Consider the following 22165-nt stretch of genomic DNA (forward strand, 5'->3'; position numbering starts at 1 on the left):
TCGAATCCGTCCTCCACGGCCTTGTCGAAATTGGGGCCGCCGGGTCGCTGGCCGATGACCACCTTGAGGCCAGAATCGCGAAGGTTCTGGGCGTGGGCGTGCCCCTGGCTTCCGTATCCGATGATGGCCACGGTCTTGTCCTGCAGGACGTTCAGGTCGGCGTCCTGGTCGTAGTAGATTCTCATGCTCTCCTTTCTCCCTCCGGATATGCGTTCATCCGGCCTGTTGTCGTTCAATCCTCTTCCAATTGCATGGACCGTTTCATGGCCATGGGTCCAGTCCTGGCGAATTCCTTGACCCCAAATCTCTGCAGCAAGCTGATGATCGGCCGAATCTTGCCCTGATCCCCGGTGATCTCCAGAGTCAGGTCCTGGGCGCTGACATCGACCACCTTACAACGAAAAATATCGGCGATGCGAAGGATCTCGGCACGGTGCGACTCTTCGGCGTTGACCTTGATGAGCACCATTTCCCGGTCCACGGACTGCATATGGGTCAGGTCCACCACCTTGATGACCGTGACCAACTTGCGGACCTGCTTGATGATCTGCTCGACGATCAAATCGTCTCCCCGGGTGCAGATGGTCATCCGGGAAACCCCTTTTTCCAGGGTCGGACCAACGTTGAGTGATTCGATATTGAATCCCCTGCCGCTGAACAGGCCCGCCACCCGGGAAAGTACTCCGGGCTCGTTCTCAACCAGTATGGAAAGTATGTGTCGCATGGATGGACTCCTGAATTTCCGGGCCTAGACGAGCAGCATGTCCGTCAGGGCGGCCCCGGCCGGGACCATGGGGTAGACGTTTTCCTCCTGGGCCACCTGCACGTCGATTATGGCCGGACTTTTCGAGGCCAAGGCCTTGCGAAGCACCGGCTCCAGGTCTTCCTGCCTAGTGATCCTGTAGCCCTCGGCCCCGTAGGCCAAGGCCAGGGCCACGAAATCGGGATTTCGATGCAGGCAGGTGGAACAGTAATTCTTATCGTAGAACAAATCCTGCCACTGCCGCACCATGCCCAGATAGCCGTTGTTCAAAATAACGATCTTGACCGGAAGTTCGTAGCTGACCGCCGTGGCCATCTCCTGGATGTTCATCTGGATGGAGCCGTCACCGGCGATATCGATCACCAGACGATCCGGAAAGGCGAACTGAGCACCTATGGCCGCGGGGAAGCCGTAACCCATGGTTCCCAGGCCACCGGAGGTCAGAAGGGTTCTCGGCTTGGTGTATTTGAAGAACTGGGCGGCCCACATCTGATTCTGGCCAACCTCGGTGGAAATAATGGCCTCACCCTTGGTGATCTCATAGAGCATTTCCACCACGGCCTGAGGCTTGATCGGTCCGTCGCACTTCTCGTATGTCAACGGATGGGATGCCATCCAGCCGTCCACCTCCCGCCGCCAGTCGGCATGCTTGGCCTGCCAATCGGTTGTTTCCCGGCCCAAAACGCTCCGCAACCCCTTGAGGGCCAAGCGGCAATCAGACACGATGGGCACGTCCACCACCACATTCTTCTGGATGGACGTCGGATCGATGTCGATGTGTACGATCTTGGCCTTGGAGGCGAAGGAACTGATCTTGCCGGTCACCCGGTCATCGAACCTAGCCCCCACGGAGAGGAGCAGATCACAGTTGCCGATGGCCATATTGGCCGCGTAGGTCCCATGCATTCCGAGCATGCCCAGCCAGAGCGGATCGTCACCAGGGAAGGCCCCGAGGCCCATGAGGGTCGTGGTCACTGGAATGTTCAGATGCCTAGCCAAACCGGTTAACTCCTCTGAGGCTTCCGAGGAGATGACTCCGCCTCCGGCGTAGATCACCGGCCTGCGAGAAAAGGACAGGAGTTCGCCCACTTTCTGGAGCTGCTTGTGATTGGGCTGATAATTCGGGTTGTAGCTCCGCATTTTTATCGAGTCAGGATACTCGAACTCGGTCTTGGCCTGAACCACGTCCTTGGGCAGATCCACCAACACCGGACCGGGCCGCCCGGTCCGGGCCAGATAGAATGCCTGTTTGACGACCATGGCCAGATCGCGGACGTCCTTGACCAAATAGTTGTGCTTGGTGCACGGCCTGGTAATACCCACAATGTCGGCCTCTTGGAAGGCATCGTTACCGATCAGGCTAGTAGGAACCTGACCGGTAAAAATGACCAGAGGGATGGAATCCATGTAGGCTGTGGCGATGCCGGTTACTGTGTTGGTCGCCCCTGGGCCGGAGGTGACCAGACAGACCCCTACCTTGCCCGAGGCCCGGGCGTAGCCGTCGGCCGCGTGAACCGCTCCCTGCTCGTGTCTGACGAGCACGTGCTGCATGGGATAGTTGGGAATTTGGTCGTAGATGTCGATGACAGCCCCTCCGGGAAAGCCAAAGACTGTGTCCACACCTTCCCGGCCCAGACACTCGAGAAGAATTTTTGCCCCTGTGAGCTCCATACCTAGTCTCCCGTACGCTGATACGAATCGAGGATCACCTGAATTCTGGTCTTCCCGGCGAGCTTGGTCTTCTTGATCTGCTTAAGCTCCAACTCGTCCCCCGGCGTCAAAAAGGGCTTGGAAACCAATTTTTCGACCTGGCGCTCGTACTCCTGATGTTTTTCCCAAAGGTCCCTGAGCTCTTCATTCTCCGGGGCATACTTGACGATAAGTTCGATCTCGTGCTGTTCCATGTCGGCCTCCAATGGTTGACGTCTGTATGGACGATGGTCACAGATTCTCTTTCAATCGATTCCAATCCGGCCGGGCATCCTCGGCGATGACTACAACCTTCCGGCGACCCGTCTGCCCGACCTCGATCTTCAAATCCCCCGGCCTGATACCCAAAAATCCCGACAACATCTTGACCAAAGCCTCGTTTGCCTTGTTATCCACAGGTGGGGCCGTGATGCGCACCTTGAGGGCCTCTCCGTGCATCCCGCACACGGCATCGTTTCCAGCTCTGGGTTGGACCCACAGACGCAGAACCCATCCCTTGCGGCTCTTGGTCACGCATGACGGCAGACATGTGGGTTCAATATTCGACATAGCGAATCGATCTTTCTCCACCGGGGCTCACACCAGCCTTGAAGATGGAGTTTGCTGAAAGGTGGTACAAAACTCAAGGACAAATATGCCGTGAGGCCGGTATTGGTCCGGGAGCGGTCACATGTGGCCCCCGGCCTGAAACAAGGTCCGGACGATGAACATCCGCAGGAACTGGATGGCCAGGAGAACGACCACCGGTGAAAGGTCCAGGCCGCTGAAATAGGTGAAAGGCAGCCACTGTCTGACCTTGGCGAACACGGGCTGGGTCAGGGAGTTGAGAATCCGGACGATGGGGTTGTAGGGGTCGGGGTTGACCCAGGACAAAAGGGCCGAGACGATCACGATCCAGAAATAGAGATTGAGGACCATGTCCAAGACGCTGGCCAGGGCCTGAAAGAGATTGCCGAAAACGAACACCGAGACCTCCTCGTGTCTATTGTTGATTGCCGACAGAATGGGCCCGCAGAAAAAGGGCCCGCAGATCGTCGAAATCCAGAATGAGCATGTCTGACTCCAGGTCCCGGTTCCCGTAGGACCAGAACGGAACCCCTCCGGCCCTGGCCGCCCCATGGTCCAGGTCGGAGTCGCCTATGAAGACAACCTGATGGGATTGTAGGCTCCATCGGCCGAGAATGAGGTCCAGACTCTCCGGGTCGGGTTTGGGCCGGGAGACCATTCGGGAAGTGACCACCGGATCGAAGATGCCTTCGAGCGCGAAATGCTTAAGCACGAAATCCATGGTGTCCGTCCGGTTTGTGTTTACCGCCAGCCCGAGGCCCAGCGTCCGGAGGGTAGACAATAAAGACGGCAAACCCGGAGAAGGACGCATCAGTGGAATCAATTTTCGATAGTCGATGGATGCCCGGACGGCCTCGGCTCGTTCCAAAAGCTCCCTGGGCACAATTTTGGCAACGGAGTCGGCTACGTGATGGGTGTGGACAAAAGCCAGTTCGTCCTCGTTCATGGGCGGAAGGCCCAGAGCCTCGCGGATCAGATTGTAATAACAGCGGTTGACTTCCAGGGAATCGAACAGGACTCCGTCACAATCGAAAATCACTCCCCTCAGGCCGGCCACCACGGTCAGCGGCGTTTCCGGCCCACAGATCATCGGCTGTTCCGATCTCACTTCATGGCCTCGGGAAAAAGTTCGACAGCCTTTTCCCGCAGCTTGTATTTCTGGATCTTCCCGCTGGCCGTCATGGGGTAGGAATCAACGAAAGCGATATATTTTGGAGTCTTATATCTGGCGATCTTCCCCCGACAGAAATCCTTGACGTCTTCCGGGGCACACTCGAATCCCGGCTTCAGAATGATAAAGGCCCCGACCTCCTCCCCGTACTTGTGGCTGGGCACTCCGACCACTTGGACGTCGGACACGCCGTCCATGGTGTACAGAAACTCCTCAACCTCTCGGGGGTATATGTTTTCTCCCCCCCGAATGATCATGTCCTTGATCCGGCCGGTGATCCGCAGATACCCTTGCTCGTCCATGGTTCCCAGATCCCCGGAATGGAGCCACCCATCCTTGTCGATGGCCTTGGCCGTGGCCTCGGGCATCTTGTAGTAGCCCTTCATGACATTGTAGCCCCGGCAACAGACCTCGCCCTGGACCCCCGAGGCGACCGGCTCGTTGGTCTCCGGGTCCACCACCCGGACCTCAATCATAGGCATGGCCCGGCCCACGCTTTCGACCCGTTTGGCGATGTCGTCGTCCACCCGCGTCTGGGTCATGACCGGGGAACCCTCGGTCAACCCATAACAGATGGTGATCTCTCGTTGATTCATGCATTCGATGACCTGACGCATGACCCGCACCGGACAGGGTGACCCGGCCATGATTCCGGTCCGTAGAGAACTGAAGTCGAACTTGTGGAACAGCTTGTGTTCCAAGATGGCAATAAACATGGTCGGCACCCCGTAAAGGGCCGTGCACCGCTCCGCCTCCACCGAAGTCATGGCTAGAAGCGGGTCGAACCCCTCCAGAATAACCATGGCGCTGCCATGGGTCACGCAGGCCATGACTCCGAGAACGCAGCCGAAACAGTGAAACAAGGGAACTGGGATGCAGACCCGATCCCTTTCGGTGAAGAACTGGTTCTCGCCGATCCAGAACCCGTTGTTGCCGATGTTCACATGGGTCAACATGACCCCCTTGGGAAATCCCGTGGTTCCCGAGGTGTACTGCATGTTGACCACGTCGTGGGGCGACAGGCCTCTTTGTCGGTCCTTGTACTCCCGGTCCGAAACCATCTGGCCCAAGGCGAGTATCTCGGGCAAGGAATACATTCCTCGGTGCTTCTCCTGACCCAGGAAAAAGACTTTTTTCAATAGGGGGAATTTCCCGGGACGCAAAAACCCTCGTTCCTGGGTTTTGAGTTCCGGGACAAGTTCGTAGAGCGTCTGCACGAAATCCGTATCCCTGAACCCGTCGATGAGCACGAAATACTCGGCTTCGGATTGCTTGAGGAGATATTCAACTTCCCGAATCTTATAGTTGGTGTTCACCGTCAAAAGAACGGCCCCGATTCTGGCCGTGGCAAACTGAAAGGCCACCCAATAGGGGACGTTGGTGGCCCAGATGGCCACTTTATCTCCTTGCTCGACGCCTAGGGCCATCAGCCCCTTGGCCAACTGATCGACAACATCCCTAAATTGGGCGTAGGTCAGACGAAAATCCCGATCCACGTAGACCACGGCCTCGTTGTCCGGATAACGATCCGCAGTCCTGTCCAGCCACTCGCCCAGGGTCAATTCTCTCAAAACATCCTGTGCCACCATCACCGCCGCCGCTCCTTGTACGAGTTTACGCTCCGACCGCCCCGGCGACCGATCCCAATTCCGGAATCAGGGCTACTCGGGAAAGTAGAGAACAGCATAGATTTCCGCCGGTTCCGATCCAGCGGTCCCAACGTGATGAGGAACGATGGAGTTGTAGTACATGCTGTCTCCCACCTTGAGCACATGACGCTCCCGGCCGTACACGAGCTCCACCTGTCCTTTGTGGACGACGATGAACTCCTCGCCCTCGTGGGAAGACAGAACCTTGTCACCATCTGTAGGCAGGATCTGGATGAAAAACGGTTCCATCCGTCGATCACTCTTGCCCTTGCCCAGGGAGTGAAAACGGAGTCCAACGGACTTGTTCGCGCCCGTGAGCATGCTCAATTCTTCCTCACGGTCCTCCAGCCTGGTCACCAAGGGGTCCGTGCTCACCGCATCGTCCAGAAACGTCCCCAGGCGGACGCCCAATGCTCGGGCAACCTTGAGAAGCGGCCCCAGAGACGGATAAACATTTTCATCCTCGAGTGCCCGGACAAATTCGAGATCGAGTCCTGTCCTCTCGGCCAGATCCTCGAGGTTCATGCCGTTCATCTCCCGGTACTTCCGGATGCGCGCTCCCAGTTTTTCACTATTCATCTTCACTCCTTGTCTCTCTTGCGTCGAATCCCTGAAAGCATACGGTCAGTCCCCCGGATGCTTTGTTCACGATCCTCGCGGCCAAAAGGGCCTCGCGGTCGAGATCGGCCCGCAAGGCCTCGCCCATGCCCTTCGGTAAACCCAAGCTACGGGCCATGTCCCGGTCAACCAAGGCAAAGGTCGCGCCCAACTCCTTCATCCCGGCCAATACTTCGGCCGACGGACAATAGAGGACCGTCCCGTCCGAAATCAGGCGGGCGTAGACCGGAAGCAGGCGCTCCCACGGCGGAAGAAAAGTCTCCGTCACCGAAAGATCTGGCCTCCGGACCTCGCCGGCATCTTCTTCATCAAGGCCAAGGGCTGATTCGATTCGGTCCCATCCGGTTCCGATGTCCTTGTCGGCGGCTCGAAGCTGCACGTGGTCCAGCTCAAGAAAAAAAGCCAGGGCCGCCTCGGCCTGAGCGACCTGAACCGGGTCGATCGATTTACTTTCCCTCCCCCGATCCAGCTCCGCCAGTTCGGAACGAAGATGCAGTGACGATCCCGAAAAAAAATTTTCTTCGCCGCGGGCCGCGAAATACGCCATGTCGGCCGGCCGTCGGACCTGAAGCCCGAAATTCAGGGCCTCATCCCGAAAACGCTCCAGGGTCCGTCCGTCCATGGGCAGACCTGTAGGACGCCAATAGCGGGGGTCTTCCTTCGGGGCCAGGCCCGGGTCCAGCAGATAAACCCCGTCGGGGACCTCGATCGACGCGAGCTCCGGATGCATGAAGGGAAACAGAATCAGACGTGGATCGTTCATGATTCACTCGTTGTTTGCTGTGTTTGTTCGATTTTTTCGAGCCGATGCTACCAGGATACGTCGACTGCTCCAGGGCTGAAACGCCGACAGGCCCCAAGGCAAGAAGGCAGTCGAAGGACGCAAATCATCCCGAGGACCAGATGCCCACAGCTGTCTCCTCCCTCCAGGCCGAAGTCGGGACAGGACTTGAACAAGGCCTCAGCCTCGGACTGACGTCCGGCCCAAATCCGACCAGTGACCGCCGCGTCGAGATGGAACGACTCGGCCCGATCAAGCAGATCGTCGAATCTTCGTTCAAGCTCGACCAGGACCCGACATCTCCAGACCTGGGCATAGCCCGGGTTGAGGACCTCTTCATAGAGGCAACGCCCCTGAATGTAAAACCTGCAGCCTCGGCCCGGAAACGCGGTCACGTCGGCCATGGCCCATCCTGCTGGAGCCATGGGCGCTTCCAGTCTCGCCTTCCCTTTCTTGACCCCCCCCTGTCCAGGGTGTACATCGGCTCCACCAACGCACAGGAGGGTACAATGTTCGGCATAGGCATACCTGAACTTATCATCATTCTGGTTATTGTTCTGATCATTTTCGGGGCCAACAAGCTGCCAGAAATCGGATCGGGCATGGGGCGAGCCATCAAAAATTTCAAAAAGGCCACGTCCGAGCCCGAGGAAATCGATGTCACATCCTCCGAGGACAAGGAAAAGACAGCCTCGAAATCCAAAGAGTAACAACGGGTCCCCGCAAACCGACAGACGACCCGGGCCAGCTAGGCCCGGGTCGTCTTTTTTTCTCACGCCATCAGGCAAAAGCCCGAAAAATTTAGAACCGCAGTGCCGTGTCCCGCTCCAAATTCCAGGCCACCCAAGGATCTTCCTTGTCCTTTTGCGTGTCGAATGGTTTGGGCGGTGCATAGGAGCCGTCTGGGGCGATGGAGAACTGATACCCCTTGGCCACGATGACCAGCCACTCTTCGAGACTGACCTCGTGGGGGCCGGGGACACGGGTCGGGCCCTGAACCCTGGTCGGTTGACTTTCGGACGGTGAGGAACCCACCGAAGGAGACACCGGTCGATATCCAACCTCAATCTCGCCGTCGTAGACGAAGTAGTTGCTAAACAGGTCAAGATTTACCCTGAGTCTATACACGGTGCCGGCCACACCGGCCACAGCCGTGGGGGAATTGACCAGGAACGTGCTCTCCTCTCCTAAAAGGCCCTGAACCTTGGCCCAGCAGTCTCCCAGGGCCACGTCCACATCCACCTTTCGTTTGCGGTCGGCGTAGTCGGCACTGATTAGGGTGAACTCTGTTCCAGCCGAAAAACGCAGTACGCTCTTATCGGCCAAGGTCAGTTCCATGCGCGATTCCGGTCCGACCCTGACCGTAGCCGGAGCCTCGACGAGATGGTTCACCTCGAGAGGGCTCGTCTCATCCCCAACCACCAGAACAGCGCTGCCCTCCAAAAACGAGACCGCTGCACTGCCGGACACGGGCAAAGTGTATTCACGAGCTCCGACCAGCGCGGAGACCATGATCAGCAGCATGGTCATCACGGCACATTTCATCGTTCTCATACCCGATTCCTCCCTGCGGCCAATAATTTGACGGCCGCGTTCATTGCTCGTTGGCCAGGACCGATCGGCCCCATTCCCGGCAACGGGTTACCTCCAGCCCCCTGGAAACAGCATGACCCTTGAGTCGGGCTCGGAACTCGTCCGGATCAGCCGACCGCACCTGCCATCTACCGGTCAGTTCCACGGGACCCATGCCAAGTTCGACCAGAACCATCTCCTCCACGATCCCCTTCCAGGAGGAAACCTCCCGCTCGAAGACCTGAACCCCTGAACTCACGAACCACCCGCGAATCTCGACATCCAGAGTTTTGACCGCTTCGGACACGACCTCCGGAAGCCGAAAATAGTTCGGCCACAATCCGGAAAACACCTCGTCCACGTCCTTGCCCTGGGCCTGCCACGATGTGTCTCCCGCGACGAGACGACCTCTCCAGTTTTTCTGATGGTGGTCAAGCGACAGGCGTGGAACCCCCTCGGCCCCGAATCCAACGGATGCCAATCCGTACAGGGTTTCCAAGGCCCGAATTCGTTCCCGGACCTGACCGTCGGGTGATGAAACTTCCAGTACATACTCTGTCAGATTCCTGGAGTTGTAGAGAACTCCGACATCCTTAAGCCTTTCCTTGAGGGCTGCTTCGTCCACCAAAACTTCCAGTTCCATGACGGCCTCTCCGTCAGACAGGGAGACCTCCAGACCCAGTTCCGAGTACCCGAGAATCAAGCTGTCAGCCCGTTGGCCGAGCCATTCGCGAAGCATATACCACCGCTCTATGGGGGGGTGAGGTCTGATCATCGCCCGGGCCGCCTGAAGCACTCCCTCCCGGAATCCTTCGGCCTTGGCCCGATTTCTGAGAGACTGAGTGTCCGAATCATCTTCCAGCGGGACCACCGCTGTCACCCGTTCGGCCGGGTAGGCCGATCCATTCCAAAGGAGCAGAAGCGCTGCCCAGACTAAATACCGACCCAGCTTGCTCATACCGGAAAATTTCCCGAAAATTCGATTGATCATGAAGTGTGACGAAAAGCCTTGCCGGGAAACGCGCAAGGGGATGGTCTTCCCATCCCCTTGGCGCAGGCCCGGTCTTCGGGTCCGGAAACCCGACGCTTCAATGGCCTAGAAAACGCTCAGTTCGTTCTTCAGTCTTTGGATGGAGAGCAGGGCGTCCACGCCCGTCACATACTGGTGCGGATTGAACTTGTTGGTCCTCATGTCCAGGCTCAAAAGCCCCTTGCTGATGCTGACCATGGCCGCATTGAACGCATAGTTATCACTGCCGATGTCTGCGATTCGACTCTTCTCCCCGATATACTCGGTGGCCAAATCGGTCTTGCCTGTGGCTCGGATGATGATGCCCTGATAAAGCAGGGCGATCTCGGCCTTGGTCATGGGCTCTTGGGGGCGGAAGGTATGGTCCGGATAGGGCTGCAGACCCTCGACCCCGAGTTCGATGACCTGTTCGATGTCGCCCCGAAGAGGATGGTTGGCCACATCCTGAGTGCCCAGCTTCTGATAGAGATCGGCCATGGTCATCTGAATGCCCTTGGGTGGCTCGAATCCGGCCGGTTTGTCGTCCACGACCTCGTAGAACCGCTTCACATCCAGTTCCTCGACCAGCAACCCGGCCATGTCGGCCCGGGTCAACTCGTCCACCAAAGCGATGCGCTTGCCGACCATGGACACCGGCGCGGCCCGGACAGCCTTCTGGACGAATTCCCAGCGTTCCTCGACCTTGCGGTTCAGGTCTCCGCCGATGGACTTGGCCTCGGCGAACATCATCTGGGATTTGGGGAAATCCAGCCCCTGGAGATAGGCCTCACCCATCCAGAAATGGATGGCCTGGTTTTTTTCGTCGATCTTCTTGCCCTTCTTGAAGGCCGATTCGCAATCGTCGACCATGTCCTCACGATCCATGATCTCTTGTTTGGCCAGAGCGATATAGGCCCGCATTTCAGGGATGAGGCACAAAAGCTTCTCCTGATCGTTCTTGGCCTCGTCCAGACCGTCCTCGATCAGGTCCACACCTTTCTTGTCACCCCTCATGGCCATGACAAGGCCCTTTCCGGCTATGCCCGGTCCATACTTGGGATTCAGCTCCAGGGCTTTTTCGAACGAGTGCATGGCCTCGTCGAGCTTGCCTTCGTCCACGAACTTCATGCCCGAATTGTAGTGATGGAGAGGGTTGTCCATGATCCCGACGGCCTTGCGGCCTTTGTCTGCGCAGGCTCCGAGCCCGAGAACCAAGGCCAGGACCAGCAGACCGTTCAGGACGGTTTTGAAACGTGCTGAGTTCATCATCAAAGCCTCCTTGGCGAAAAAACTGGCGATAAGAAGCGGCCGCCTAATCCAGAACGATCATGACCCGGCACTTCTCAAGGAAGCTCTGGGTCTGACCGACGCCACGCAACTTGTTGGCGAACTCGTTGCTGATGACCAGATCGGTCTTGGCCTTGCCGCCGGCGCTCATGGCCTTGGCAACGAAGGGCTTGTCTGCCACGCGGGGCTGCTGCACGGCCTTGTCGATGTCCTTGGCGTATCCAGCCATGCCGTGCTGGATGGCATACTCACGGCTAACAAAGGCCGAGCCGTAAACCTCGACTCCGTTCTCGTCCAAAACCTTGGGGCTCATGGCCGGACGGGCACCCAAACCCCGGGCGTCAACCACCAGGCCGGTGTAGGCCTCGGCTACGCCGGGCGTCGGGGCGCTGGGGATACTCGGCTTTTCGGGAGTCGGTTCGGGTGCTGGCGCAATCGGAGCCGGTGCGATCGGAGCCGGCTCAGGCTGATAAACGGGCGGAGGAGGAGGCGAAACGACCTGGGCCTTTGGTTTGAACTCCAGCCGCTCGGGAATCAGGACCTGGGCAAACCCGCCCCGAAGATTGATCCCCACCGTGACCTCCACGGATCCGTCCGACATGTAGGCCGTGTCCAAGATCTGGGAATTCTGAAGAAAGCCGTTGACCTGGGAAAGTATGACGTCATTGGTCACGATGTAGTTTTCCACGGTCGTGGCCGAATCGATCTGGACCCCCTTGATGATTTCCAGGAGGTTCCTCCTAGCCACCACTGTGGCCGCCCGCCTGGCCATGGCCCGTGCCTGGGCCATGTTCACGGCCTTTTCCGGCGGAGCACCGATGCCCACGGCCGTTACCAGCCCGGTGTCCCAATTGATTCTTCCGTTGTCCATTGCCTGAATGTAGGCCCCGACGTCCAGAACCATCTGCTGGGCCGAAGCCACAGGGGCGGTGGCCACCAGCACGAACATAACCAGTATGAACCGTTTGAGATGTTTCATCGTTAATACCTCCATTTTGATTACTTCCCTTTAGCGATCGGCTGACTCATAGGTACAATGCCTTGAGCCCGATTACCCCCCTACTTGATTTTCTGCAAGTAGTATTTGGCTGCTTTGTTGTCGGGCTCGTTCTGCAACGTCTTTTGCCACAATTGCTTGGCCTTGGCCATATCCTTGGCCTGCCATGCCGCGTAGGCCTGATCGTTGAACACTTTGGCCAGGTTGAACCGCGCATCGGGGTCCTTAGGGCTGATCTTCAGGGCCTCCTGCCAGATTTCAATGGCCTTGCCCGCCTCTCCACGGTTGAAGAATATCCACCCAAGGCCGTTCAAGGCCTTAGTCGACTTGGGAGCGAGGTCCAGGGCCCGCTCGTACTCTAGCTGGGCGTTGTAACTCATGCCCAGCCCGGCAAAGGCCTGAGCCAGTCTGATGTGGGTCTCGGGGTCGTCGGAGCCGACCTTCTGGGCCTTTCGAAGGTACTCCACGGCCTGCTTGAAGTTGTGCTCCACGGCATAAATGACCCCGATGAAGTAGTAGGCGTTGGCGTTGTTCGGGTCGAGTCTCAAAATCTCCCTGAACTCCTGAAATGCCTTATCCACAGCGTTCTGTCTGAGGTAGAGGACTCCAAGCCAGGTCCGGGCGAAGGTATTGTCCGGCGACATCTTTGCCACGGCTGAAAACTGCTCGAAGGCCTGTTCGAACTTTTCCTCCTTGGCCAGAATCAGACCCAACTGATTGCGGGCAAACTCATTCTTAGGGTCCATGGAGACGGCCTTGGAAAAATCCCGGGCCGCCTCGGTCAGCTTGCCCTGATAGTGAAGATCCGAGCCGCTAAACAAAAGATCGTTCACGTCCTGGGCCGTAGCGCCCGGAGGACAGAGCCAAAGAACCGACATGCCCACCCAGAACGCCGTCATGACGGCACGCATTCTGCGCATCTCACACCCCCTTCCGGATGAGTTCCGAAAGCCCCTGGGCGATACCCTGAGCCACGGTCTGCCGAAAATCCGGCGTGGCCAGCTTGGCCTCTTCCTCGGGATTGGAGATGAATCCCGTCTCCAGGAGGATGGACGGCATCCGGGCCCGCCGAAGAACATAGAAATTGGCCGAGTGCACCCCCCGCTTGCGCATCGGAATTCCTTCGGCCATGGCCTTCATCATCGTTCCGGCCACGCTGCCCCCGGCTTCCCAATAACGACGGCGCTCGAACATGAACAATATCTCCTCGATGTTCACGTAGCCCTTCTGAACAAGATCCTCCTTGTCGTACTTGAGAACCGAATTCTCGAAGGCAGCCACTTTGGCAGCTTCCTCGCTAGAGGCCTTTTCCGCGCAGAAGAAGGTGTCCATGCCTGAAGGCTGACGGTTCTCGTTGGCGTTGATGTGGAAGGAAACAAACAGATCGGCGTTGTACTGATTGGCCACCGTGGTCCTGGCGCTCAGGGGAACATAATAGTCGTCGGTCCGGGTCAGGAAGATCTTGGGCGGATTGGATCCCTTTTCAAGAATGGCTGCGGTCCGTTTAACCAAGTCCAGAGTGACGTTCTTTTCCTGGAGCTTGGCCAGGCCCACGGCCCCGGAATCAAACCCTCCATGTCCGGCGTCCAGGACAATTCTCTGGATCCGGTATCCCAGACCGTCCTTGGCCTCCATGGTGGCAAAAACCTGAGCCTCCTCGTCCTGGGCCTTGACCTCCAAAGGTGAAAGGGGTTTCTCCTCCTTCTTCTCCGGGGGCAGGGGCTTCTGGCTGATGATGTCGACCATCATCCGCGAATATGTATCATCCGGGACGATCTGAAGCACGCGACGGAAACTGCTCAGGCTCTGACGCATGTCACCCAGTTGAAACTGGGCCCGACCGAGCAGTCCCCAGATCCAATCGCTCTCGGCATCGGCCTGGGCCGCCCTGGTCAGAACCTCCACAGCCTTGACGTACTCGCCTTTGGTCAGCAGGTCCTGGCCCTCCAATGCCAGATCGAAGGCCCCAGCCTCGGCCCAGACTAGGCCCGGAACGGCCGTGGCCACCATCCCCAAGGCTGAAGCCGCCAGAAATGTCCGTCGGGTACAGCGTTTCTCTCTCATCGTTCCATCCTCGTGGTCTGTGCCAGCCTTCCCGGTAAGATGGCTGAGCGATCTAATAGGCCCTGGCGATTGAAGTTCCGGGGTAATAATGATGCAAAACCTTTCGATAATCGCCCCCTGCCTTGGCCATGCCCTGAGCTCCCCATTGGCTCATGCCCACTCCATGACCGTAGCCACGGCCGGAGAGGACAAAGGAATCACCGGACTCCCGGACGTCACACAAGGTGCTCTTGACCTTGGTCGCTCCCAGCCAGATGCGCAGGCTGTTGGATCTGACGCTCAAGGGGCCGCCGTCGGTCATAACCTTGACTTTGACCCATCGCCCGGAGGGGGAAACCTCCTCGGGGAAGATCTTAGAAATGGAAGAGACTTTGAACCCGTTGGTCCTCAGAGCCTTGGCCACCTCGCCCTTGGAAATTCTGGCATCCCAGTCCATGGGCTTGAAGGTCTGGGAAATGGAGTCCTCTCGGACTTGGTAATAAGGCATGGATGCCGTCCAGACCAGGGAAGAGTCTTCCAGCATCCCGCCACTGTGGGCGTGAAAATAGGACAAAACCGGATTTCCGGAAAAGGATAGGATCTCTCCCCGAGTCGAAGACACGGCCTGTTTGGTCCGATCATTGGCCACTCCGGCCCCACCGTACACCTGGGAGGCCGTGGTCGCAGCCACGTCGTAGGGCTTGTCAGCCGACTTGGCGGCCAGATACAGGGCGTAGGACCGGGCGGCCACGGCCTGGGACTTCAAGGCCTCCAGCTCCCAGGACGGGGACATCTCCTTGGGTACGACGCCCAGAAGATACGTCTCCATGCCCAGCCGATTGATCAGCAAAACCTTGCCGTCGTCCACGAGGACAACAGCCTCTCCTGCGTAGCGCTTGCCCTTGACTGAAAAACAGCAGACCCTGGGGGCCACGGCGCATTCCCGGCCGAGGTCCCTGCCTCCACTCTGGATTCGCCCATTCTTGAGGGTGAACACATACTCTCCAGCTGCCCACTCCTGGCCCTGAGCCCCGAACCTGACGCTGGCCGGGCCCTCCAAGGTCAGCCGGACCGATGATCCGCTGTCCAGGGCCACCCGGATATTTGGTTCAGGTCCGGCCGTTGGCTGCGGTTCGGGTCTTGGCTCCAGCAGGGGCTGTAGAACCTCTTCGGGTTTCTTGACCACTGCCGGCCCTGGATCGGCCTGTCGGACCTCCTCCCGCACTCGCTCGATCATGTACTCGGCTGTGAAGGCCCGATGCCCGTCGGGAAAAAATCGAAGGTAGGCCTCGAATCCTCTCTCGGCCTCGGACAGTCGACCCAATTCATAGGCGGCCATGCCCGAATTGAAATAGGCGTTGTCCAGAGCCTTGGCTTCAGGGAAAAGAGCCACGGCTTCGGAATAGATCTCAAGGGCTTTTTCTTTCTGGTCGAGAAACAAGGCCACCACGTCTCCCATGCGGACCAGGCCGAAGGCTCGGTCCTCAGGCCGGGCGGAGTACTCGAAGACCTGCCTGTAGGTCTCCACGCATTCCAGGAACCGGCCCTCGTCCAGATACCGGGCAGCAGCCGCCTTGAGGGGGGCGGGATCGAACTGCACGGTCATGGACCAGGCCACACTCGGCAGACAGAGGAACAAGATCGAAAGTGTCGTGACAAAACGCTTCATATGGATACCCACGTTGGTTGCGGTGTCTGTATGTCTTCTCGTACGACAAAAAAGACCTCCATGGCAACCGGGGCTTCTCTTGAAACTTCAGGACAAGCCGAGGAAGGCTCTGACCATCCCTGCCGACTCTTTCTCCCGCCCCGGGCGAACCCAGTGCACGCCCCGCTCTTTGCGAAACCAGGTCATCTGACGTTTGGCGTAGGCTCTGGTGTTTTTAAGCCACGCTTTTCCGGTTTCATCCCAAGACATGCGCCCATCCAGAAAGGCCAGAATTTCCGGGCAACCGATGCCGCTGAACCCCGGGGCCTTTGGGTCCGAACACGTCGCAAGGGCCGCCCGGACTTCCTCCAGTGCCCCAGCCCGGATCATGGCCTTGATCCGTCTCTCCAGATGAGGAGTAAGTTCGTCCAAGCCGACCTCGATCCCGATCTTCAAATGCCGATACCGGGACCCGTCAGTTGTTTCACTATGCCAGTCGCTCAAGGCCCGGCCCGTGGACTCGAAGACCTCCAGGGCCCGACAGTTCCGCTGGGTGTCGTTGGGATGGATTCTGGCCGCGTAGACCGGATCGATCTCCGTCAATCGGGCGTGCAGAGCCTGGGGCCCATGAAAACAACACTCGTCAAGGACCCGGGCCCGAATCTCAGGATCAATTTCCGGGATGTCGGCCAGGCCTTCGAGGATGGCCCGGAGATACAGGCCCGTCCCTCCCACGAGAATCGGCACATCGTCATGGTCGTGAATGTCCGCTATCCTCTCATGGACCAGCTCGGCAAAGGCCGCTGCCATCATCGGACGATCCGGGTCGAGAAACCCGTACAGATGATGAGGGCAGACTGACTGCTCTGCGGAAGTCGGCTGGGCAGTGACCACCGCCAGGCCACGATAAATCTGGCGTGAGTCGAAATTGATCACCTGACCTCGGAACTCCCTGGCCAATGCCAGGGCCGCGGCCGTCTTGCCCGTGCCCGTGGCGCCGAGAATGCAGACCACAGCACGCTTGATCATTCGCTCATAATCCTGAAACACTCTGGACATGATTGAAAAATATATTTATGTATTGAATGCATTTCAAGAATTTTTCCGGACCGAAATTCAGTGGAGGACGACCATGAGCGTTTCGCGAAGAAATTTCTTTAAATATATTGGAGTGGCAGGTCTTGGGGCCATGCTGCCGGGGGCTGCCAAAGCGGCCGAGGCCGGGGAAGAACTGGTCACCCTGCTCGACCTCTCCAAATGCGTGGCCTGCGGGGCCTGCGTAGATGCATGCCGGGATGCTAACCAAAATAAGTACCCCGAACCGATCAAACCCTATCCGGTCATGCATCCCCAAGATCGCGTGCCGGTGGCGGACTGGTCTGACAAGCGGAACGTCGATGACCGTCTGACCCCGTACAACTGGCTCTTCATTCAGACCGCCACCGGCACCTGGCAGGGTCGTGACTTTGAGATCAACATCCCCCGCCGTTGCCTGCACTGCCAGAACCCACCCTGCGCCAATCTCTGTCCATGGGGCGCAGCTTCCAAGCAGGTCAACGGCATCGTCCGCATCAATGACAAAATCTGCCTCGGCGGCTCCAAGTGCAAATCTGTGTGCCCCTGGCACATCCCCGAACGCCAGACCGGCGTCGGACTGTACCTGAACCTTCTGCCCTCTTTGGCCGGCAACGGGGTCATGTATAAATGCGACCGGTGCTGGAACCGCATAGCCGAAGGAAAGATTCCGGCCTGTATTGAGGCCTGCCCCTTCGAGGTTCAGACCATCGGCCCCCGGAGTGAGATCGTGACCGCAGCCCACGACTTGGCGGTCGCCACGAATGGCTTCATTTACGGTGAACATGAGAACGGAGGGACCAACACCCTCTATGTCTCACCGATACCCTTCGACGTCTTGAACGAGGCCATCGAAACCGGTCCCGGCCGACCCCATTTGGGTCCGGCCCCGGACCCATTCGCCTTCGAGGACAAGCTCGCCCTGGCCGTATATGCAGCTCCAGTGGCCGGACTGGCTGCGGGTCTGCTCCACGTGGCCCGGTCCATGAATCAGGACGAAAAGGAGGAAAAACATGAGGGGAAATGAACGCCGAACCGCATGGAGTAGCCTAGCCTTCGCCCTTGTCGTCACAGGACTGCTTTTCACCGGTCTGGCCCAGATGCCCCTGTTCAAACGATACTGGATTGCTGATGTTCCCGGTTTCGCATGGACCGCCGAATACTACACCACCCACCTCATCCACTACCTGCTGGCCATAGCTCTTTTGTTCTGGCTGATGCGAAGAGCCGGTCTGGCCATGGGGGCCTGGATTCAGGGATCGCCTCCAGACGCCTTGGTCCTAACCAAAACCCTGGTCTGGGTCGGGATCCTTGCCACGGGTCTGGCCCGGGTGGTCAAGAACAGCCCGGACTTCTTCTTCTCTCCGACCACGACCATGGTCATCGACTGGGCCCATCTCGGATTCGTCGCGCTTTTGGGACCCGTGGCTCTGGTCGTCTCGCTCAAGCGCTCCGGAAAACAGTCCCGGCCGGACTGACAGCGATACCGGATCAGACGAACATATCCCGGACCGTGTACAGCCGACCAGGACTCTGCCTGGAGAGCCACTTGGCCGCTCGAAGGGCGCCCTTGGCAAAGGTCTCCCGGGAATGTGCCCGGTGAGTGATCTCAATCCGTTCCCCGGGACCAAAGAAATAAACCGTGTGGTCCCCGACCACGTCCCCGCCCCGGAGGGTCTGCACTCCGATCCGACCCGATTCCCGCTCGCCGATGATTCCGTGCCGACAGAACTCCCCACTCGCTTCGAGACTGGTACCCCGGGCCTGAGCCAGACACTCTCCGAGTTTCAGGGCCGTGCCGCTCGGAGCGTCCTTCTTGTGCCGATGGTGAATTTCGGAAATTTCCAAGTCATACTCCAGCCCAAGATTTTTGACCAGCCCCGGAAGAATTTCCAACAGGGCATTGATCCCCACGCTCATGTTCGGGGCCCAGAACAGGGGAACATCCTTGGCCAGCTCTTGCAGTTCCCTCAACTCGGCCGGGGAAAGGCCCGTCGTCCCGATGACCGCCCTGGCCTTCATCTTCCGAACGATGGCCGCATTGGCAAGACTCGCCTTAGGGCTTGTGAAATCGATGACCACCGGCGAGGCCGGTCCGGCCAGGACCGCAGCAAGATCCTCGGCCACCGGGCAGCCCAGGCCTTCAAGCCCGCCCGAATTCCCCTGACGCTCCACGCCACCCACCAGATCCAGATCCGGATCGGCCTGGACCAGCCTGGACAGCGTGGAACCCATGCGGCCCTTGACCCCCGTGACGACCACTTCGATTCGAGCCATCGCTCAACCTCCTTGAAAAGACCATCTTCTGGCCGACCCCATGCCGACCGGTTTCAAACCTCGTGCAATCGGCCTAGTCAAGACGCGGACGCAAGTCCATCTTGTGCCCGGAGGCACAATGGAAGACATCACTATCGGCAGGGGGAATCCGGGCTTGTTCGCCTGATCAGGCCAGGGCGTCTAGTCCGGGCAGGGAGGCCAGGACGGCCTGCTCCTCGAGATTCAGACGGTTCAGAACCGCCTGTCTCACCCGTGGAGTCGAAGAAGGGAACGACTCTCGCCTGGCGTCGAAGAGTTCCTGGACAAAACGGACGGCCTCCTCGGCCGAGGTCAGGCCGTTCAGTCCTGCTCCGGCCAAGGCCGTCTCCACCAGCCTGAAGGCCCCGCCAGGGCCGTGCTGGACGGCCGTGGAAAAAAGGGCTTCGACCAGAACCGGTGGCATTTCCGACTCGTCCAGGCCGAATCGGTCGAGCATGGTTCTGAAAAGGGGTCTGACATGGGTCGATTCGATAAACCGGCGCTGAATGGCCTCGAACTCCGGGCCGGATTCACCGGCAATCTTTCGCCACTCGTCAGGCATGGCCCCGGAATCGCTCCCAGTGTCAGCTGGACCGGCAGCCCTCAATCTGGCCGCCCACTCCGGGGCCTCTGCGTCAAGAAATTTTAGGAACCGGTCCATGGTCCCCTGGGCCGAGGAGATTTGATAGGCCCCATAGGACGTCCCACCCATTTTGTCGTACCCGATGGCCGCCCCGCCGTCGGAACCGGATTCGAACCTTCTGGAGAGGAGCCCGAAATCCTTGTCCTCGAACGATTCGGCCTTGTCCTGATTTTCCGATGGTTGCCCATCATCTTCCTGCCCATCGGGCTGTGATTCTGCGGACCGGACCTTGGTTCGAGGCAGATCCCGAGGGCCTTGCATGACCTGGCTGAGAGCCATGAGCATCTCCATCCGCAGTCCGCTGCTGACGAGGTCTCCGATGGAATCGGATTGCTCATTCCCGTCGTCACCAAACAGACCGGCCTGCATGGACTGGGCCTGGAGCGATGCCAGGGCTGCGGCAAAGCCGGCCCTGTCCCCGTGGAGGAAATGGTGACGGAAATTCGACGCATCAGAGGCATCCACCGAGGGAATCCGGGCGTACAGGGCTGCCAGGGCGTTGTTGATCATTCTGGACTATCCTCCTGACCGGAATGGAAGCAACAAGCGTGCCTGCGGTTCAGGAACCGTTCGGCCCGGCCCAGAAGGGCTGGGTTCTCTTGCCTGCGCTTCGGCAGGCCAGACATCTCCTCGGATTTTCGAAAATCCGCAAAAGGAGAATCCCGGCCACGAAGCCGCCGGCATGCGCCCACCAGGCCACATTGCTGCTCTGGGCCATGGAAAACCCGGAAAAAATCTGGGTCAGAAACCAGACACCCAGGAAAAGAGCCGCCGGAATCTCCACAAAGATGGGGAAAAAGAAAAAAAAAGTCACGACCTTGGCATGGGGATACAGAACGAGGTAGGCTCCCATCACCCCGGCGATGGCCCCGGAGGCTCCGACCACCGGCACCGCCGAATCGGCGTTGAACAGAACGTGGGCCATCAGGGCCGCGATCCCGCAACACAGGTAAAAGGCCAGGAAACGGAACGGCCCCATGACGTCCTCGATGTTGTCCCCGAAAATCCACAAGGTCCACATGTTGCCGATCAGATGCAGCCAGCCGCTGTGCAGGAACATGTGGCTGACGAAAGGCAGGGGCCCGAGGCCCGGATAGCCGTGCGTCATGGCCCACTCGGGGTGCATCAGCCGAACCGGGACGAATCCCAGCAGATGGAAGACGTAGAACAGGGCCTGTTCACTCAGGCCCAATTCAACCAGAAACACCAGGATGTTGACGATGATGACCGCCCGGACCATGTGCGGCCGGTGGACATTGGGAGTGTTGTCGTGCAGGGGCAGCACGGATCAGACCCCCTCGGCCTCCGAAACTGATTTCTTGGGTCCCAGAAACTTTTCCCGGATTCGCTCGATGAGCACATAGAGCAGGGGCACCAAGAGCAGACTCAAAAACGTCGAGGCGATCATGCCCCCGAACACGGCCGTCCCCAGGGAATGGCGGCTGGCCGCTCCGGCCCCCTCAGCGATGACCAGGGGCAAAACTCCGAGGATGAATGCAAAGGCGGTCATCAGGATAGGCCGGACCCGTTCCCGGGCGGCCATCATGGCCGACTCGGTGATGCCGTGGCCGTCTTCCCGCAACTGCTTGGCGAACTCGACGATCAGGATGGCGTTCTTGCTCGACAGTCCGATCAGCATGACCAATCCGATCTGGCAATAGACGTCGTTGACCAACCCTCGCATGCTCTGGGCCACCAAAGCCCCCAGCAGGGCAAGAGGCACGGCCAACATGACCATGAGCGGCATGGTCCAGCTCTCGTATTGGGCGGCCAGGAACAGGAACACGAAAACAAGGGCCAGACCGAAGATCAGCGGGGCCATTCCACCCGATTCGAGCTCCTGCAGGGCGGTTCCCGTCCACTCGAATCCATAACCGTCCGGCAGTATGGCTTCGGCCAAGGCCTCCATGGCCGAAATGGCCTGGCCGGAGCTATATCCCGGAGCACTGTCGCCGTTGATGGAAACGGCCCGGTAGATGTTGTAGTGCTTGACGGCCTGCACCCCTCGCTGAAGTTCCACCTTGACCAGGGTGCTCAGGGGAACCATGGTCCCGGCGGCATTGCGGACATAGAGCTTGGAAATGTCGGTCAGATCCTTTCGGTCGCTGTCCCGGGCCTGGATGAAGACCCTGTAAATTCTTCCGAATTTATTGAAATCATTTATATACATTGATCCAAGATACGCCTGGAGGGTGGTGAACACGTCCGAGATGTTCACGCCCATGGCCGCGGCCTTGGTTCGGTCGAGATCGATGTAGTACTGGGGATAGTCCACCTCGAAGGTCGTGCTGAGTCCCTGCAGGGCCGGATAATCGTTCTGGGCCGCGATCATGTCTCC

General features: G+C 58.8%; 26 protein-coding genes. 3 read left to right on the top strand and 23 right to left on the bottom strand.

All coding sequences use genetic code 11. The annotated features are described in order from the left end of the window. The 11 genes from EOM25_06595 to EOM25_06645 form a co-directional block, all read right to left on the bottom strand. Positions 1-185: ketol-acid reductoisomerase (locus EOM25_06595; protein ID NCC24851.1), on the bottom strand; the 185-nt coding region annotated here is incomplete at its 3' end. Positions 186-232: 47 nt separating this feature from the next. Next, entirely contained in the window at positions 233-724 is a 492-nt protein-coding gene (gene ilvN / locus EOM25_06600) for an acetolactate synthase small subunit (GenBank protein NCC24852.1), read from the bottom strand. A gap of 24 nt (positions 725-748) precedes the next feature. Then, on the bottom strand, positions 749-2434 hold the full coding sequence (gene ilvB, locus EOM25_06605) for a biosynthetic-type acetolactate synthase large subunit (GenBank protein NCC24853.1): 1686 nt from the start codon (positions 2432-2434) through the stop codon (positions 749-751). Positions 2435-2436: 2 nt separating this feature from the next. Next, the gene (locus EOM25_06610; protein ID NCC24854.1) at positions 2437-2667 is read right to left on the bottom strand and encodes a DUF465 domain-containing protein; all 231 of its coding nucleotides are present in this window, start codon (positions 2665-2667) and stop codon (positions 2437-2439) included. A 37-nt stretch (positions 2668-2704) separates the two neighbouring features. Beyond that, a complete protein-coding gene (locus EOM25_06615) occupies positions 2705-3022 on the bottom strand; it encodes a YggU family protein (GenBank protein NCC24855.1) in 318 nt (105 codons plus the stop codon). 117 nt (positions 3023-3139) lie between these two features. Beyond that, positions 3140-3439 (bottom strand): YggT family protein, encoded by a 300-nt coding sequence (locus EOM25_06620; protein ID NCC24856.1) that lies wholly within the window; start codon positions 3437-3439, stop codon positions 3140-3142. A gap of 16 nt (positions 3440-3455) precedes the next feature. Beyond that, positions 3456-4130, bottom strand: coding sequence for an HAD family hydrolase (locus EOM25_06625; protein ID NCC24857.1), 675 nt, complete (start codon positions 4128-4130; stop codon positions 3456-3458). A gap of 14 nt (positions 4131-4144) precedes the next feature. Continuing rightward, positions 4145-5800, bottom strand: coding sequence for an AMP-binding protein (locus EOM25_06630; GenBank protein ID NCC24858.1), 1656 nt, complete (start codon positions 5798-5800; stop codon positions 4145-4147). 72 nt (positions 5801-5872) lie between these two features. Beyond that, positions 5873-6439: an XRE family transcriptional regulator gene (locus tag EOM25_06635; protein NCC24859.1), complete on the bottom strand. Its 567-nt coding sequence runs from the start codon at positions 6437-6439 to the stop codon at positions 5873-5875. After that, the gene (locus tag EOM25_06640) at positions 6432-7241 is read right to left on the bottom strand and encodes a hypothetical protein (GenBank protein ID NCC24860.1); all 810 of its coding nucleotides are present in this window, start codon (positions 7239-7241) and stop codon (positions 6432-6434) included. Before EOM25_06640 ends, EOM25_06635 begins: the two co-directional genes overlap by 8 nt. A gap of 47 nt (positions 7242-7288) precedes the next feature. Then, entirely contained in the window at positions 7289-7663 is a 375-nt protein-coding gene (locus EOM25_06645; protein ID NCC24861.1) for a hypothetical protein, read from the bottom strand. A 105-nt stretch (positions 7664-7768) separates the two neighbouring features. On the opposite strand from EOM25_06645, the gene EOM25_06650 reads away from it, so the two are divergent. After that, the gene (locus tag EOM25_06650; protein ID NCC24862.1) at positions 7769-7969 is read left to right on the top strand and encodes a twin-arginine translocase TatA/TatE family subunit; all 201 of its coding nucleotides are present in this window, start codon (positions 7769-7771) and stop codon (positions 7967-7969) included. Positions 7970-8060: 91 nt separating this feature from the next. Here EOM25_06650 and EOM25_06655 read toward each other — a convergent pair whose 3' ends face one another. The 8 genes from EOM25_06655 to miaA form a co-directional block, all read right to left on the bottom strand. After that, positions 8061-8813 (bottom strand): hypothetical protein, encoded by a 753-nt coding sequence (locus tag EOM25_06655; protein NCC24863.1) that lies wholly within the window; start codon positions 8811-8813, stop codon positions 8061-8063. A gap of 40 nt (positions 8814-8853) precedes the next feature. Continuing rightward, entirely contained in the window at positions 8854-9789 is a 936-nt protein-coding gene (locus EOM25_06660; protein NCC24864.1) for a hypothetical protein, read from the bottom strand. A 138-nt stretch (positions 9790-9927) separates the two neighbouring features. Then, positions 9928-11109: a hypothetical protein gene (locus tag EOM25_06665; GenBank protein NCC24865.1), complete on the bottom strand. Its 1182-nt coding sequence runs from the start codon at positions 11107-11109 to the stop codon at positions 9928-9930. 43 nt (positions 11110-11152) lie between these two features. Further along, complete coding sequence (locus EOM25_06670; GenBank protein NCC24866.1) at positions 11153-12106, bottom strand: hypothetical protein; 954 nt, start codon at positions 12104-12106, stop codon at positions 11153-11155. A gap of 80 nt (positions 12107-12186) precedes the next feature. Beyond that, positions 12187-13044, bottom strand: coding sequence for a tetratricopeptide repeat protein (locus tag EOM25_06675; GenBank protein NCC24867.1), 858 nt, complete (start codon positions 13042-13044; stop codon positions 12187-12189). 1 nt (position 13045) lies between these two features. Further along, complete coding sequence (locus EOM25_06680; protein NCC24868.1) at positions 13046-14188, bottom strand: tetratricopeptide repeat protein; 1143 nt, start codon at positions 14186-14188, stop codon at positions 13046-13048. A 52-nt stretch (positions 14189-14240) separates the two neighbouring features. After that, positions 14241-15836, bottom strand: a complete 1596-nt coding sequence (locus EOM25_06685) for a SpoIID/LytB domain-containing protein (GenBank protein ID NCC24869.1) — start codon at positions 15834-15836, stop codon at positions 14241-14243. An 87-nt stretch (positions 15837-15923) separates the two neighbouring features. Continuing rightward, positions 15924-16844, bottom strand: coding sequence for a tRNA (adenosine(37)-N6)-dimethylallyltransferase MiaA (gene miaA, locus EOM25_06690; GenBank protein ID NCC24870.1), 921 nt, complete (start codon positions 16842-16844; stop codon positions 15924-15926). Between the two features lie 103 nt (positions 16845-16947). Between miaA and EOM25_06695 the strand changes: the two genes are divergently transcribed. Both EOM25_06695 and EOM25_06700 read left to right on the top strand, forming a co-directional pair. Continuing rightward, complete coding sequence (locus tag EOM25_06695; GenBank protein ID NCC24871.1) at positions 16948-17916, top strand: 4Fe-4S dicluster domain-containing protein; 969 nt, start codon at positions 16948-16950, stop codon at positions 17914-17916. Continuing rightward, a complete protein-coding gene (locus tag EOM25_06700; protein NCC24872.1) occupies positions 17903-18367 on the top strand; it encodes a hypothetical protein in 465 nt (154 codons plus the stop codon). The genes EOM25_06695 and EOM25_06700 overlap by 14 nt, the downstream gene beginning before the upstream one ends. A gap of 13 nt (positions 18368-18380) precedes the next feature. Here EOM25_06700 and EOM25_06705 read toward each other — a convergent pair whose 3' ends face one another. The 4 genes from EOM25_06705 to EOM25_06720 form a co-directional block, all read right to left on the bottom strand. Further along, complete coding sequence (locus EOM25_06705; GenBank protein ID NCC24873.1) at positions 18381-19166, bottom strand: 4-hydroxy-tetrahydrodipicolinate reductase; 786 nt, start codon at positions 19164-19166, stop codon at positions 18381-18383. A gap of 166 nt (positions 19167-19332) precedes the next feature. Then, positions 19333-20337 (bottom strand): hypothetical protein, encoded by a 1005-nt coding sequence (locus tag EOM25_06710; GenBank protein NCC24874.1) that lies wholly within the window; start codon positions 20335-20337, stop codon positions 19333-19335. Positions 20338-20386: 49 nt separating this feature from the next. Further along, positions 20387-21112: a rhomboid family intramembrane serine protease gene (locus EOM25_06715; protein ID NCC24875.1), complete on the bottom strand. Its 726-nt coding sequence runs from the start codon at positions 21110-21112 to the stop codon at positions 20387-20389. Positions 21113-21115: 3 nt separating this feature from the next. Beyond that, a partial coding sequence (locus EOM25_06720) for a hydrophobe/amphiphile efflux-1 family RND transporter (protein NCC24876.1) occupies positions 21116-22165 on the bottom strand: 1050 nt, incomplete at its 5' end.

This window comes from Deltaproteobacteria bacterium, assembly GCA_009929795.1.
Classification (GTDB): domain Bacteria; phylum Desulfobacterota; class Desulfovibrionia; order Desulfovibrionales; family Desulfomicrobiaceae; genus RZZR01.